Annotated in this window: 10 protein-coding genes; all 10 read left to right on the top strand. The window is 50.3% G+C overall.

Translation table 11 applies throughout. The features are described 5' to 3' along the window. Positions 1-174 precede the first annotated feature (174 nt). On the top strand, positions 175-1,176 hold the full coding sequence (locus ACTHRH_RS20455; protein ID WP_440417422.1) for a Gfo/Idh/MocA family protein: 1,002 nt from the start codon (positions 175-177) through the stop codon (positions 1,174-1,176). A 19-nt stretch (positions 1,177-1,195) separates the two neighbouring features. Next, positions 1,196-2,530, top strand: coding sequence for an ABC transporter substrate-binding protein (locus ACTHRH_RS20450; RefSeq protein ID WP_440417420.1), 1,335 nt, complete (start codon positions 1,196-1,198; stop codon positions 2,528-2,530). Positions 2,531-2,599: 69 nt separating this feature from the next. After that, positions 2,600-3,457 (top strand): carbohydrate ABC transporter permease, encoded by an 858-nt coding sequence (locus ACTHRH_RS20445; RefSeq protein WP_440417418.1) that lies wholly within the window; start codon positions 2,600-2,602, stop codon positions 3,455-3,457. Positions 3,458-3,471: 14 nt separating this feature from the next. Then, a complete protein-coding gene (locus ACTHRH_RS20440) occupies positions 3,472-4,287 on the top strand; it encodes a carbohydrate ABC transporter permease (protein ID WP_440417416.1) in 816 nt (271 codons plus the stop codon). A gap of 473 nt (positions 4,288-4,760) precedes the next feature. Then, entirely contained in the window at positions 4,761-4,892 is a 132-nt protein-coding gene (locus tag ACTHRH_RS20435) for a hypothetical protein (protein ID WP_379286125.1), read from the top strand. Between the two features lie 257 nt (positions 4,893-5,149). Further along, positions 5,150-5,881: a glycerophosphodiester phosphodiesterase gene (locus ACTHRH_RS20430; RefSeq protein WP_440417414.1), complete on the top strand. Its 732-nt coding sequence runs from the start codon at positions 5,150-5,152 to the stop codon at positions 5,879-5,881. Positions 5,882-6,152: 271 nt separating this feature from the next. Then, positions 6,153-9,254, top strand: coding sequence for an efflux RND transporter permease subunit (locus ACTHRH_RS20425; RefSeq protein WP_144939397.1), 3,102 nt, complete (start codon positions 6,153-6,155; stop codon positions 9,252-9,254). A gap of 28 nt (positions 9,255-9,282) precedes the next feature. Further along, complete coding sequence (locus tag ACTHRH_RS20420) at positions 9,283-10,539, top strand: efflux RND transporter periplasmic adaptor subunit (protein WP_440417412.1); 1,257 nt, start codon at positions 9,283-9,285, stop codon at positions 10,537-10,539. Between the two features lie 43 nt (positions 10,540-10,582). Next, positions 10,583-12,322, top strand: coding sequence for a hypothetical protein (locus tag ACTHRH_RS20415; RefSeq protein WP_440417410.1), 1,740 nt, complete (start codon positions 10,583-10,585; stop codon positions 12,320-12,322). A 152-nt stretch (positions 12,323-12,474) separates the two neighbouring features. After that, positions 12,475-13,332 carry a MurR/RpiR family transcriptional regulator gene (locus tag ACTHRH_RS20410; protein ID WP_144939410.1) on the top strand — a complete coding sequence of 286 codons (858 nt, stop codon included), beginning with the start codon at positions 12,475-12,477 and terminating at the stop codon, positions 13,330-13,332. The last annotated feature ends 150 nt before the right edge of the window (positions 13,333-13,482 follow it).

Here is a 13,482-nt window from a genome sequence, read left to right as displayed (position 1 = left end):
GATCGAAAAAAAGTGAACCATTCCCGATGGGTGCCGGGAGCGTGAGAAAAATATTGAACATTGTCCCGGGATATGTGCATTCCTTAGGCCTCCCTGTCCGCCTACAATTAATGTAAGCGCTTGATAACAAGCGTAAAGCAAGACTGAATGAGAAAGAGGGGGACGAGCATCATCATGCGTAAACTAAAGGTTGCCGTCATTGGATTAGGAGTTATGGGCCAGCAGCATACCCGGATTTATGCGGAAATGCCGAATGTGGAGCTAACCGCCGTTTGCGATATTAACCGGGAGCTGAGTGAGAGGATCGCCTCTCAATATGGGGTTGCCGCTTGCGATCGATTGGAAGCGGTTTTTCAAATCCCGGATTTGGATGCGGTCAGTATTTGTACGGCCGATGACCAGCATTATGAGCTGGCTGTCCTTGCCTGCAAGTACGGCAAGCACGTACTGATGGAAAAGCCTTTGGCCGCAAATATCGAAGAAGCCAAGGAGATTGTGGAGCATGTTAGACAATCGGGCATTCAGATGATGGTGGGACATACTCTTCGCTGGGACCCGCGTTATTATCAAGCATATCAGGCGGTTCAACAGGGGAAGATCGGTAAGCCGCTGCATCTGTACGCCAGGCGGAACAATTCATTCCTGAATGGGCAAAGATTAAAAGGAAGAACGTCCGTCCTCATGTTCCTGGGCGTCCATGATATCGACGCTATAGAGTGGATAACGGGCGACCGTATTGTCGAAGTGTACGCTGTCGGCGTCAGTGAACGCCTGTCCTCGTTCGGAGTGATGGACGCCACATTAACGACTCTCCGGTTTGCTTCGGGAATGATCGGGAATTACGAAACGAGCTGGGTGCTTCCGGAGCAACATCTGGAGCTTGATGCGAAGCTGGACATTACCGGAACCGAGGGTGCAGTAAACATCGATATCATCCATCAGAATATTTCGGTTCACACCGGCACCCGGTTTACGTTCCCTGATACCGCCTACGGAGTAGAAATGTACGGCAGGATGACGGGAATTATGAAGGAGGAATTAACCTCGTTCGTCAGAGGAGTCCTGGAGGGTGATCCGCTTCCAATTACAGTGGAAGAAGCCTGTAGAGCGGTGTATATCGCGCATTCCATGGAAGAAGCCTTGCGGACCGGCCGTCCGGTAGCAGTACAGCCATAATGAATGGGGAGGGGTCAGGATGAAAACATCGATTAAAGCTATTGCCGTTCCTTTGCTGGCATTATCCGTCGCGGCGGGATGCTCCAATTCCAATGAGGGGGACCCTCAGGGCAGCAGTGGTGCTGGCGGGGACAAGCCGTATCAGGGCCAGCAAATTAATGTGCTTCTGGAAGGCCATCCGACGAGCAACGCGATTCAAAAAATGCTTCCGGAATTCGAAGAGCAAACGGGAATCAAGGTCAATTTGGAGATTGTCCCTTATAGCGATCTGACATCCAAAGCCTTGATGAACTTCTCGAGCCGTTCCGGCCGCTACGATGTCATCATGGATGATATGGTTCACGGGATCGGCTATGTGAATGCCGGTTATGTGGAGCCATTGAATGAATTTATGAACAACGAGGCTTTAAGCTCTTATTTTGACGGTCAGGATTTTGTTCCTAAATATTTGGAAGTCATGAAGGTGGATGGGCAAGCATACGGTCTTCCCGTTTATGGGGAAAGCAACTTCCTGATGTACCGCAAAGATCTGTTTGAAAAATACAACCTTCAGGTACCCAAAACCTACGACGAACTGATGAGTGCGGCGAAGACGATCCATGAACAGACCAATGGAGAAATCGCCGGGATCACTCTGCGGGGAGAGCAAGGCATTCAGAATGTTTATGTATGGTCGACGTTCCTATGGGGATTCGGGGGACAATGGCTGGACGGTCAGGGCAAGTCCGATATTGCTTCTCCGGAAGCTGTCAAGGCGCTCGAATTCTATAGTGATCTGCTGACGCAATACGGACCGACGGGGGTTGCCAATTTCGGCTGGCAAGAAAACCGGCTGCTGTTCCAGCAGGGCAAAGCCGCCATGACCATCGATGCTACCGTCAACGGAGCCTTTAATGAAGACCCTAAGGAGTCCTCCATCGTAGGAAATGTCGGATATGCTCCGGTGCCTACCCAGACGGACAACCCGAAGGGCGGAGCCTCCACCTTGACAGTGCACGGAATTTACCTCTCTAAGGACAGCAAGAACAAAGAAGCGGCCTGGTTGTTCATGAGCTGGGCGACATCGAAGGAACAGCAGGTTAAATCGATGTCCATCGACCCGAATGCCGGCGTCACCTCGCTTAGCGCCATGAAAGAGCCCGTGTTTGTAGAGAAGTTCGGTGGGTTCAAGGACGCTATGCTACAAGCGATCGAAGAAGGGAATATGGATTACTTGCCGCAAATCGCGCAAGCCAATGAGATGATTAACAATACAGGAGTCGCGATTTCCAAAGCCTTGACCGGGCATACGTCGGCAGAGGAAGCTCTGAAGGAAGCGAACGATTTGAATAACCGGCTGCTGGAGGCTAAATAATCATAGTTCTAATAACTAAGGGCCAGGAGCCGAGAAATTCGCCCTGGCCCTTATAAGGAAGTGAAAGCGATGCATAAAAGCCAGCGCTATTGGCTGATGCCAAGCGTGGTGGTCCTTGTGTTTTTTTCAGTGCTGGTGCTTGGATATTCGATCTACTTAAGCCTACACAATATCAGCATGATTAAACAAACCTTTTCTTTCGTGGGCTTGTCTAACTTCAGCGATTTGTTCCAGGATAAGCGGGCATGGACCTCGGTCGGAAAGACTCTGCAATTCTCTCTAATCGCCACCTTTATAGAACTGGCGCTCGGTCTGGCCATCGCCCTCTATTTCAACCGGCAATTTCCCGGCCGCAAGCTGGTCAGGGCGCTGATGCTGATTCCAATGATTATGACGCCGGTGGTATCCGGGCTGATCTGGCGTATTTTTTACGATCCGAACGCCGGGATTATTAATTATTATCTTGGGCTGATCGGGTTGGGAAGCAAGCATGATTGGCTAGGGAGCGTAGACTTGGCTATGTTTTCCGTTATTATTGCCGATGTATGGCAGTGGACGCCTTTTGTTTTCCTCATTCTGGCTTCGGCGCTGGATGCGATGCCCAGCGAGCCATTGGAAGCGGCCAAGGTGGATGGAGCAAGTCCTGTCCAGACCTTCATGCATATTACTCTGCCCCTGCTGAAGCCGGCTCTCCTGATTGCTCTGCTGCTCCGTCTCATGGACAGCATCAAGACCTTTGACATCATTTATGTCATGACACGCGGAGGTCCGTCATTGGCAACGGAGACGGCCAATATGTACGCTTATATTCAAGGCTTCAATAACTTCAATCTGAGCTATGCCACGGTTATAAACTTGTCCATTACGGTGCTGCTGACGTTTGTCTTTACATTTGTTTATAAATCGATGACCTCGAGAAACAGTTAGGAGGGGGGATGAGGATGCGCGCAGCGAAGGGAACGTTATTTTATCTGGGTGTCGTAGTGATCCTGTTATTCTTTATGATGCCCTTTGTCTGGTTGATCTTGACGTCGCTCAAAAATTACAAGGATGCCTTTGCCCTGCCTCCTGCGTTTATATTTACACCTACGTTCGACAACTATGACGATGTTTTTTCCAGATCGGATTTCTTCAAGGCATTGTTGAACAGCCTGACCATTTCCAGCGTGTCTACCGTTCTCTGCCTGTGTCTAGGCATGGTGACTGCTTATGCGCTTGCTTATTTCCATTTTCGCAGCAAGCCGAAGTGGGTAACCTTCATTCTCAGTGCGAGAATTGCTCCGCCGATTCTCATGCTGCTGCCTGTTTATTTTATTGCCGTGAAAATTGGTCTATCGGATTCTTACTTGCTAATGATTTTCGTTTATACTTTGATGAATCTGCCGTTTGTCGTTCTCATGCTGCTCACTTTCTTCGAGGACATTCCGAACGAGCTTCGTGAGGCGGCTTTTGTAGACGGTTGTACAGAGTTTAAAGCTTTTTACCGGATCATTGTCCCTGTGGCCAGGGGAGGGATCGCAGCGACCTTTATCCTGTCCATGCTGCTGGTCTGGAACGAATTTTTGATCGGGCTTGTCCTGACCGGAAGAGAGACGCAGACATTGCCGGTTTTAATCACTTCTTTCATGACGTTTCAGGGCACCGAGTGGGGGCCTCTGACGGCAGCGGGAACATTGGTTATGCTTCCCATGCTTATTTTCGGAATAGCGGTGCAGAAGCACTTGGTTAAAGGCATGACCATGGGAGCCGTAAAGTAGCCCGGGAAGTATTATCGTCAAAGACAAACCACGATCCTTCAGTTTGGTCACAGCGGAAGTAACGGCAAGAACTCGTAAAAGCTCCGAAAGTGCAGGGATTTTTAATCTTTTGGCGGATTCTCGGATGCTTCCGGCGATAATCCTTGCATGTTTTTGACCCGATAGCCTCAGCTTTCCCGCGGAGAAAAAATGGAGATCGATATTCGCACGGCCCAACGGGCTGCGATTCCCACAGTTCCGTTTGGCGGTTACTGGCTCCAATCGTTCGGCAGGAATCAACAGCGGATATGATATAATGGACCATAGATTTTGAGGGCGGTTCCCTGGAACGGGAGCCCTCCTTAAGCAAAGTTTCTTCATCGAGAATATGTACTGTCCATTAACGTTCTGACCCAATGATGCGGGCCGTCGAAATGGAGCAATCGATGCTGCATTATTATATTTGTTATAAGGGAAGAAGACTCTGGGGACCAATGACGAAAGAAGAAGCCATAGCGGAACTCTTCGAGCTGAACCGTGCTTTCACCGGGCTTAGTATACAGATTGTGGATGCAAGAACGAATAAGATAAAGGGAGAAATCAACCCGAAACGGCGCAAGAAATAGAAGAATATAATGTCTGGACGAGGCAGACCCGTACGAAGCGGCTTATTCGGGGCCGGCTTGCCCAGGAAATCTATTGACGGATCAGAATGAGCTTGACATAATAGGGATAGTCAAATAATTCAGGTGGAGACGCTGAGAAAACCTGCAAGCATTCAAGGCTTTGCGAGAGCGAAGGGCTTGTGGTTTTATCGCGTCTTTTTTTGTCATGCGGCTGTGCGGCTTGGCAAGTACTCACCAACCATTCAAAGGAGATTGTTATGAACACAAACAGGACAATGAATATCGGTCACCGGGGAGCAGCTTCAGAAGCACCCGAGAATACGCTGATCGCCTTCCAGAAGGCTCTGGAGCAAGGGGCAGACGGATTGGAGCTGGACATTCATCTGACTGCGGACGGGGAGATTGTCGTCTGTCACGATTCGACGGTCAACCGGACGACGGATGGAACCGGGGCCATCCGCTCCATGACGGTGGCAGAGCTGAAAAAGCTGGACGCCGGAATCCGTTTTGACGAATCGTTCCGCGGGGAGCGAATCCCTCTATTGTCAGAGGTTTTTGAACTGGTTCCGAAGCATATTATGATTAACATCGAGCTGAAGAATACTTATGATGGAGCTGTCGAAGGTAAACTGGTCGATCAGATTCGGAGCTCGGACCGGCTGGACTCCGTCGTGGTTTCCTCCTTCCGCCATCAATGTCTGGCTCGTCTTAAGGCTCTGGAGCCGAACTTGAAGATCGGGATTCTTTACGATGAGCTGTACAGCCACAGAGGCTATGCCGATTTAAGCCCGGCGCCTTTATACTCGGTTCATCCTCACTTCCGTTATATCCAGGCCGAGGATATCCGGGATTTGCGGGAAGGCGGCTATGAGGTCTATGTATATACTGTAAATAATGAGGATGATATGAGGAAGATGATTGAGGCCGGAGTATCGGGGATTATTACCGATTGCCCGGCTAAGCTGCAGAAGCTGCTGACCGGGAAATAACCCGGATATTTCATAATATATCCTTCGCATGAGCAGTCCAGGGGAGCCCCTTGGGCTGCTTTTCTTTTACGCAAAGTTTATTAATGCATCATAGGTCATATCGGTTTATTACAAGGGTCATATGGAAAATATGACCGGCATCATAGCCATTTTATGACTTTTTCCACCTGTCACCCATAGGGACAATCGATATACTTATTTGTGAATAAAATTAGAAAGGTTCGGCCGACCAAGGCCGTTCCAATAACAGGAGTGGGGGGAGCAAGCCAATATGGAGAGTATTACGAAATTTTCCATGAAAAACGTAGCGGCATTAATCATCATGATGATAATGCTCGTTGGCGGGGGAATGTATGCCTCATCTATATTGAAAGTGGAAAGTATGCCCGATATCTCCTTACCCATGGTTATGGTCAACACGCAATATATGGCACCGCCCAGTGATGTGCTTGAGCATGTAACTAAACCGTTGGAAAAGACGATATCCGGCATGGAAGGCTTGAAAAACCTGACTTCAACCTCGAGCGATAATTACTCCAATATTATGGTCGAGCTGAAGCAGGGTGCCGATCTCGACAAGGCGAAGAGAGAGATTGAAAGCCTGGTCGCTAACGTTCGGCTGCCGCTGGGAGCGGAGAAGCCCAAAGTACAGACATTCGGATTTGCTTCGTCGCCGGTCTATTACATGGCCATCTATGGTGAGGAGGGCATGAATCAGGCAGAGCTTGACAAGATCTATCGGGACGTTATTTTGCCTGGCTTCAACTCCGTTAGCGGGCTGGACCACGTCGATTCGATAGGGAATCAGGAGACGGCGCTGACCATTAAGCTGGACGCGACGGCGATTAGCCGTTACGGGTTCACACCGGCACAGGTAGCCGGTTATATCCAGTCTTCCATTATGTCCAGTCCGGCGGGAACCGTTGAATTTCGTGGAAATAACCAGATGGTTCGGATCACGGGAGAGTTTAATTCCATCTACAGCTTGGAGAATATGAAGCTCACCGCGCCGACAGGAGAAACCTTAACCCTTAGGGACATAGCTTCTATAGAGGCGATCAGCGAATCGAAATTTATCGGGCGGCTGGATGATAAGCCGGCTATTGGGGTTCATTTATACAAGACCAAGAGCGCCAACGCCGTCCAATTCGGCAACGAAGTAGACCGGATGATCGAAGTCTGGAAGCAGACTCATCCGAACATCGCCTTCCAGACGATTTACAATTCCGCAACCGATATAGAGAATTCGATCCATGGCATGGTTCAAGAAGGAGCGCTCGGTGCGCTGCTGGCTTCCATCATGATCCTGCTGTTCCTGAGGAATGTACGAATGACCTTGATCGTGCTGGTCTCCATTCCGCTATCGATATTGATCACTCTAATGGTCATGGCGCCGCTTGGCATCTCTCTTAACATTATGACGTTAGGCGGAATGGCCATAGCGGTCGGGCGGGTCGTGGACGACTCCATTGTTGTTATCGAGAATATTTACAGCCAGTTGCAGAAGGCGCATGAGCGCAACGAATCGGTTATATTGATGGCTACCAAGCAGGTGGCTGCCGCCATCACTTCTTCTACGATAACCACCGTGGGAGTGTTTGGGCCGCTTGGTTTCATAGGCGGCATGATCGGGGAGATATTCCGACCTTTTGCCATTACGTTAGGTGTAGCGCTGATGTCTTCTCTGTTGGTCGCACTTACGGTCATTCCGATGCTGGCCAAATTGATGGTCATGAGAAGCAAGAGTATAGCGAAGGAACATACCGTAGGCAAAGTTACTCTGCGTTACAAGAGCGCTTTGGAGTGGAGCTTAAAGCATCGGATCAAAACTTTGCTGTTGTCCGGGCTGATGTTCATCCTGTCCATTGTTCTGATCGTTCCCAACCTGGCCATCTCCTTCATGCCGGAGAGTGAATCAGACAAGCACATGTATCTGTCGGTTAACATGCCGAGGGAAACGTCCATGGAAATGATGGATGCGAAGATGAAGGAAATCGAAGATATGATTCGGGAACAGAAGGACGTTAACGGACAGCCTAAATTCACTTATATCGAATCGCTGGTAGGCTATGATTTCAGTGAAGATGTGGTTCCTTATAAGGCCACCCTGTTTACCGCAGCCTCTGAAGCTACGAATGCCAAGAAGGCATTGAATGAATTGAAAGAGCAAGTCTTGTACGAGCTTCCCAAAGGCTCTCAGGTTTCCGGCTCATTGATTTCGTTCGGCGGAGACGGCGGCGGGGGAGTGGACTTCTCCTATCTGCTTAAAGGCGAGGATACATTGGTCCTGCAGCAGGCGGCTGCTCTTGTTAAGGAGAAGCTGAAGGAATTCCCGGAGATGACGTCGATCAAGGACAGTCTGAGTGAATTGAAGACCGAAGTTGAAGTGATGGTGGACCAGAACAAGGCGAGAGTATACGGTCTGACTTCAGCGGAAGTCATGCAGACGGTGGCCGGTTGGATCGGCAAGGAAAAGCTGGGTGATCTGAAATTTGACAATGTCCTGTACAAAACTGTAGTTGAACTAGACGATAAATACAAAGATTCATTGGAAGCATTAGGAAAGATCCAATTGACTTCACCTACCGGTGCCAAGGTGCAGCTGAACGAAATCGCCAAGCTCCGGCAGATTGACGCTCCGGTGTCCATCGCCAGAGATAATCAGAGTCAGACGCTTCGGGTAACGGCTGCTATCGACAGCAAGGACAAAGGCGGAGTAAGCGCCAGAGTGGCTGCCGCCCTGGATCAATTGGAGCTTCCGTCCGGTGTCACCCGGGAAGTGTCCGGTGTATCGGATAACATCAGCGAAGGATTTGGTGACTTGTTCGTCGCGATGGGAGCTGCCATCTTCATTGTTTATTTGATCATGGTTCTCACCTTCGGAAATGCCAGTGCGCCATTCGCCATTCTGTTCTCTCTGCCATTGGCTGTAATCGGCGGATTGCTGGGCTTGTTGATTACCTCGGAATCACTGAACGTCACTTCCTTGATCGGATTCATGATGTTAATCGGGATTGTGGTAACGAACGCGATCGTCATGATAGACCGCGTGCAGCAGCTGCGGGAAGAGAACCTTCCGGTTCGCGACGCGCTTATCGAAGGAGCTATGGAGCGCTTGCGCCCCATTCTGATGACCGCAGGAGCCACCATATTTGCTCTCATGCCACTGGCGATGGGCTTCTCCAAAGGAGCCTTGATTTCCAAAGGGTTGGCCGTCGTCGTCATTGGAGGATTAATTACCTCCACTATATTGACGCTGGTTATTGTACCGATCGTCTATGACTTAATTCATTCTGTGAATAGAAGGCTGGCACGGATCTTCCGCAGATCGCCGAAAGCGTCCCAAGCAACGGCAACTTCCGCAGCCCAATAATCGTAAGAGTAAAGGAGAATCAGGCATAATGAAGCACATGGAACGAATGAACAAACGGACTAAGGTTTCCGCAGTGCTTGGAGCGGTTGTTATCAGCGCGGCCCTAATCTCCGGCTGCAGTGCCGATCCGGTGACCTCTGCAAACCCGTCTGTGGAGCAAGAACAGCAGGTGAAGACGGTTAAGACGATGAATATAGAGAAACAGAAAATCGGAGAACCGCTGGAGCAAGTGGCCGAAGTCGTTCCGTCTCTAAGAATGGACGTCTTCGCCAAAGCGAACGGCGATGTGGTTCAGTTGGTAAAGAAACGCGGGGACTATGTCAACGAAGGGGATGTCATCCTTAAGATCGATAAGCATGATGTCCAGGTACAGCGGCAGAAAGGGCTGCTCAGCGTGAAGAGCGCCCAGGCTGAGTTGGAGCGTGCGCAGCGAGACTACGTCAACGGCTTGACCGAGATGAAGAATTCGATTCAGAAGCAGGAGCAGGCCATTGCCGAAATGGAGAAAAACTACAACAAGCTGCGCAACGATTATGATCTCGGGCAGGCCACCAAGATGGAGCTGGAGCAGATGGAAACCCAACTGAACAACCAGCGAATGGACCTGGATATTATGCGCAAGAAGCTTGCCACGATGGAATCGTCCAATTCGATGGCTGCCCTGGAGGTTCAATTGGAGTCCTCGCAGCTAAACTTGCAGGAGATTGACCGGAGCCTGCAGTATTATGAAGTTAAAGCGCCGGTGAGCGGCATTCTGACCGAATTGTCCGTTGTCGAAAAGACCACCCTGGCTCCAGGGGTACAGGTTGGAAGAATCGAGCAATTGAATCCCGCCAAAATAACGGCCAGACTTACGGAGGAGGCGGCTTCCTACCTGCGTGGCCAAGAACAGGTATCCTTCTATGTGCCGGACAGCGGAGAGAAGATGCAGGGAACCATAACCTACCTGGCGGATGTCATGAATGTGGATACGAAAACCTACGAGTTGAATGTGGAGGTGCCCAACGAGGAGCATAAATTGAAGCCGGGAACTCGTGTTCAACTGATGCTTACCGAGGAGGAGCAGCTTGTCTTAGCCGTGCCGACCTCCAGCATTGTTCGGGAAGGCTCCGACAGCTACGTCTTTATCCTCAAGCAGGACCATGTGGAGAGACGGAAAGTGGAATTGGGCCGGCTGGACGGATTGAATCAAGAAATTCTGTCGGGCGTTGAAGAAGGGGAGCGGCTGGTCATATCGGGACAGCATCAACTGGTGGATCAGGAAACCGTTAAAGTAGCCGACTAAAAACGTTGAAATAGCAAGAAGAACGTCCTGGGGAGGAGAAACTATGGTAGTACGTTGGAAAAAAACATTGTCGGCGGTCGTTCTGACCGCCTCCCTGCTGTCTTCCGGATACAGTGCTTATGCGGCGGGTGACCTTCCGGCTGCAGCCGAGCAGACGAGCGCGGTCTATTCATTGACGGAAGCTCTGTCCGTCGAAGTGAAGAGCGTCCTTAACGAACGTAACGATACCGGTTCGCGCATAGGAATTGTGGTCAAGATGGAGAATAACAGCGGCCGCAACGCGCGGGTGCCGGATTATGAAGTCAGGGTGCGCACGTCGGACGGCTTGCAATATACGCTGCAGCCAAGCGCAACGAATGCAAGGACGGTGCAGCCCAAGGAGAAGATTGAGCTCAGTTATATGACCTCGGTCGACCGTACCGGGTTCAACGTTTCGGAAATCAGTTGGGTCGATATTGATATGTATGTATACCCCAAGGTGGAGACCGAAATGCTGACCGTACCGGTTCAGCAGTTGGAATGGACGGGCAGCGGGGATGAAATTAACCGGCAGGGCGCGGTACTGAAATGGGGAGAATCGTTCACGATTCCATCGCTGACTTCCCCGCTGCGGTATACCCCTTCCAAAGTGGAGGAAGAGAATACGCCAACCGGTCCGGTTAAGCTGATAACGCTGCTTGTCGAGAATCCGGGCACGACGATGGAGACCGTTCCCGACTTTATGCTGGAAGGCAAGTCGGGGAAGTCCGTGTTCAAGGGACAACGGGCAGAGACGGAGCCCATTACGCTGGAGCCGGGGGAACGGGAGTATATCCATTACGCCATCCCGGTCAAAAATAATGTGGACCTGGAAAGCTTCAACCTGCTCACTCAGGAAAACTTCATGGTCGCCGATCCGACCGGCAAGCTGACTCCCATTCCGTACGAGATAGGACGATTGAACGTGGTTCTGCCGGGAAAGACGGGCTTTTCCTTGCACGGGTTAAACCGGTATGTGATGGACACCCCGATGAAGGTGGACGACGTGAATTCGTTAATTCATCCGGATGTGGACGTATCGCTGGTCGAGCTTTACATGCATGAGAACCAAGGGGAAGGCTATAAGACGGCGATTGCCAAATTCAAGCTTCGCAACAAGGGCGAGCAGCCCGTGCCCGTGCCCGTATTCGATGTCGATTTGAAGAATAGCGGAGGATATACGTACAGCGGGGTCCGCCAAATCTCTTCCACGGAGAAGCTGATGCCCAATTTAAGCTATACCGTCAGCTATTCATTTGCCATCCCGGAATCGGAGAACGAGGAGAAGCTGGGGTTATTCCTGGTGGACAGCCAGACTGCAAAGCCTTATCGTACGACGATCAGCGCCTATCAGACGGAGATCATGAAGCAGGACGAAACGAGCTCGCGCTTGTCCTTCTATCCGTTCGATGTCGAACTGAAGGATTGGACGCTCCTGACCAGCACGAACCCGATGCCGGGCTATGTCACTTACTCGTATAAACTTCAATTGGATCTGGACATTCAACGGAAGGACAGAGTGGTTCTCGATCAGAGCTTCTCCACCATGAAGGTCGAACTGATCGATACACTCGGACGGACTATTGCTCAAGAGCATTTCTCGTTCACGGGAATGAACCGGTTGATCAGTGGGGTGCAAACGGTAGAGTTTAAAGATTTGCGAACGGATCAGTACGAATACCCATTAACCATTCGAATCTACGAAGCGATTGAAACTCCGCAGGGAGAAGCCAAACGGCTTGTCAAAACATTGAAACAGCATTAATCCCAAGGCCCCTGTCTTTTCGGCGGGGGCTTTTTTTGTTAAGGAATAAAATTTCAAGGCAATATTTGATTAGGGAAATTATATTCATTATAATTTGAGTAACGGTTTTTGAGAGGATATAGGAGTAGACTATGGGGAAAGAGTGATTGAATATGATAAGTGGCGGATTAGTAAGTTTGCGGGAAGCGTTAAGCTCGTTGAAGCCGATGGAGCAGAAGGCGGCCAAGTATATCCTGGAGCATCCGGACAAGGTGGTCAATTTGTCCGTACAGAAGCTGGCCGAACTGGCCGGCGTGAGCGTGGCTACGATTGTCCGGTTATCCCGGTCCCTGCAGCTCAAAGGGTTTCAGGAGCTCAAGATCAAGATAGCTGCCGATTTGGCACAGAACACACGGGAAATCAATTCCTATCAAGAAATACAGATGGACGGTTCGACCAGCTCCCTCATCGAATCGATATCCCATAACAATATTCAGTCGATTCAGGATACGATGTCGGTGCTGAGGGTAGCCGATGTGGAGAACGCGATCCAAACGATGAGCTCGGCCCGTAAGATCACGGTGTTCGGAGTCGGTGCGTCCGCAGTTATCGCCGAGGATTTCAAGCAGAAGCTGACCCGAATTAACCGCTGGTGCGAGGCGGCCTACGATTTCAATTCGATGGCAACTCTTGCCGCTAATCTGATGGAAACCGATGTCGCCTTCGGGATATCCTATTCCGGTCAGACTGAGGATATCATCCAGGCGTTGACGGTAGCCCGGGAGAGCGGGGCCTCGATCATCTCCTTGACCAAATTCGGCAATAACCCGGTCATGGAATTGGCGGGAATAAGGCTTTTTACCAGCTCCTTGGAAAAAAGCATCCGCAGCGGAGCGATGGCTTCCCGAATTGCGCAGCTTAATGTCATTGACATTTTATATGTCGGCATTGCCAGCCAGAATTACGACGAGAATATTCTCGCTCTTGAGAAAACAAGGAATGCCGTTCGGTTTTCCAAAAGAAACGGCTAAGCTCCCTGCCGATAATAAGAGCATAAGTACACTTAATTTTGCACGTTTATGGAAAAATGTGCCGATTAAAAGTGATGGCGTAAAGTATTCTGTGTACCAAGATTTGGAGCCTTCACAGGCGACAAAAAAGTAGGGTATTCTCGGGATTGC

The organism is Paenibacillus sp. SAFN-117, assembly GCF_051966115.1.
In the GTDB taxonomy this organism is placed as follows: domain Bacteria; phylum Bacillota; class Bacilli; order Paenibacillales; family NBRC-103111; genus Paenibacillus_L; species Paenibacillus_L residui.
Note: the sequence above shows the minus strand (reverse complement) of the source record. Positions and strands in the feature narration are given on the sequence as shown.

What these genes read in the sequence shown, in the direction of transcription:
- ACTHRH_RS20445 (WP_440417418.1), top strand. Translation starts at nt 2,600, where the DNA reads ATGCATAAAAGCCAGCGCTATTGGCTGATGCCAAGCGTGGTGGTCCTT.
- ACTHRH_RS20435 (WP_379286125.1), top strand. Translation starts at nt 4,761, where the DNA reads ATGACGAAAGAAGAAGCCATAGCGGAACTCTTCGAGCTGAACCGTGCT.
- ACTHRH_RS20430 (WP_440417414.1), top strand. Translation starts at nt 5,150, where the DNA reads ATGAACACAAACAGGACAATGAATATCGGTCACCGGGGAGCAGCTTCA.
- ACTHRH_RS20440 (WP_440417416.1), top strand. Translation starts at nt 3,472, where the DNA reads ATGCGCGCAGCGAAGGGAACGTTATTTTATCTGGGTGTCGTAGTGATC.
- ACTHRH_RS20420 (WP_440417412.1), top strand. Translation starts at nt 9,283, where the DNA reads ATGAAGCACATGGAACGAATGAACAAACGGACTAAGGTTTCCGCAGTG.
- ACTHRH_RS20425 (WP_144939397.1), top strand. Translation starts at nt 6,153, where the DNA reads ATGGAGAGTATTACGAAATTTTCCATGAAAAACGTAGCGGCATTAATC.
- ACTHRH_RS20450 (WP_440417420.1), top strand. Translation starts at nt 1,196, where the DNA reads ATGAAAACATCGATTAAAGCTATTGCCGTTCCTTTGCTGGCATTATCC.
- ACTHRH_RS20410 (WP_144939410.1), top strand. Translation starts at nt 12,475, where the DNA reads ATGATAAGTGGCGGATTAGTAAGTTTGCGGGAAGCGTTAAGCTCGTTG.
- ACTHRH_RS20415 (WP_440417410.1), top strand. Translation starts at nt 10,583, where the DNA reads ATGGTAGTACGTTGGAAAAAAACATTGTCGGCGGTCGTTCTGACCGCC.
- ACTHRH_RS20455 (WP_440417422.1), top strand. Translation starts at nt 175, where the DNA reads ATGCGTAAACTAAAGGTTGCCGTCATTGGATTAGGAGTTATGGGCCAG.